Here is a 1,493-nt window from a genome sequence, read left to right on the forward strand (position 1 = left end):
AAAAAACTCAATAAAGCTATGATAAATACAAACTCAGATAAGACATACTTTCTAAAGTTCAATTTAATGTAAGTATCGATAATTACCTCCTAGTACATAACGCCGCGTTAAGTAGTGAGCAACGCAGACCACTAACCTTAAACCATTGTGCCGTAAACACTAAATTCAAAGCAAACCGAAAATGCCAAGCGTTGGGAATCTGTCTTAAACGCTTTGTTATGTAACTTCTTCCAAGTTGAACGATACTTGGTATTTCACTAACTTTACATTGCTTAAGGCTTTAGCACCAAACACCACCCTTTTGTCGAAATCTGAAGCGACAAGAATACCTCTTATATTCGATGTATTTGATGATTCCGAAAGACAGCCAATATAGCCTAACAGCTGCCCTAACGCTGAATCCTTTGCTTTCCCTGCTTTCAGCTCAATAACGACCAATTGGTCGGTTTTATCTTTGGCAAGTATATCTATACGCCCAGCGTCAAGTGCATACTCAATCCCACCCTCTACGACCGATAGACCTAGCTCGATATCTGAAATATTTCGAGCTAGGTAAGAATGAAGGTCTTTTTCTAAGGACAGGCTGGCATCTATTGACTCTTGAACGTCATTATCCTCATCAGTAGCATCGACAGAGGTAAACCCCGGAACTTCAATCTCACCACGCTTAATTTTCGATTTATACCAAGCGTAATGCGTTTTCTGCCACTTACTTGTAGGGAAGTTTTCCAAAACTAGAGCTGTTAATTTCTCGAAAGAAGGAAAAGTGCCTTCTGTTGCACAGACATCAATTACCAGTTCCTTTATTGTTGAATACTCCATAACTTTCTCCTTGTTACATAACGCCCAATTAAGTTGCAGACCAACGCAAACCTGAACCCAAAGCAACGCACCGATTACACCCAAACCAATTGGAACTGAAAATGCCACGCGTTGGCTGTCAGCTTGAATTGCTTGTTATATTTTACATCAATAGGTTGATTTGCTTGATAAAGAATTGCGATGTTAACTTGGTTTTCTAATTCAACTCACGCGCTGTAATTAAAAGTGACACTTAAAAACAGAAAATCACTTTGATAAAAAGGAAGTCCAATATTCACCGTTAAAAACGAATGAAGAAGAAAACTGAAACCTTTCAATTTACCAACGATTGCAAAGCTTAAAACGCAAATATCATTAACGCGACTTTTAGCCCGTTAAACTTACAAATAACTCGACTCGAATCCAAAATGAAGCACCCGCGAACATTGACATGCTTTACGACTGAAGAAAGCGAAAACCTTAAGACCTCGACATTTTGCTGCTGAAAATAGCTGAAATTGACAGCCTGAGAAAGCGACAAGTCACCTACTTCATATTTGATTTTAAGACGCTGATTTCAGATAAAATATAACGCCGCGTTAAGTAGTGAGCAACGCCACCACCCTACCTAAACCATTGTGCCGTAAACACTAAAGTTGAATCAAACCGAAAACGCCAAGCGTTGGGAATCT

The 1,493-nt window shown here is 39.1% G+C and carries 1 protein-coding gene; it reads right to left on the reverse strand.

All coding sequences use genetic code 11. The features are described from left to right. Positions 1–216 precede the first annotated feature (216 nt). Positions 217–822, reverse strand: coding sequence for an endonuclease NucS domain-containing protein (locus F0226_RS22280; protein WP_171737678.1), 606 nt, complete (start codon positions 820–822; stop codon positions 217–219). Between the last annotated feature and the right edge of the window lie 671 nt (positions 823–1,493).

The sequence above is a fragment of the Vibrio sp. 99-70-13A1 genome, assembly GCF_013114625.1.
Classification (GTDB): Bacteria; Pseudomonadota; Gammaproteobacteria; order Enterobacterales; family Vibrionaceae; genus Vibrio.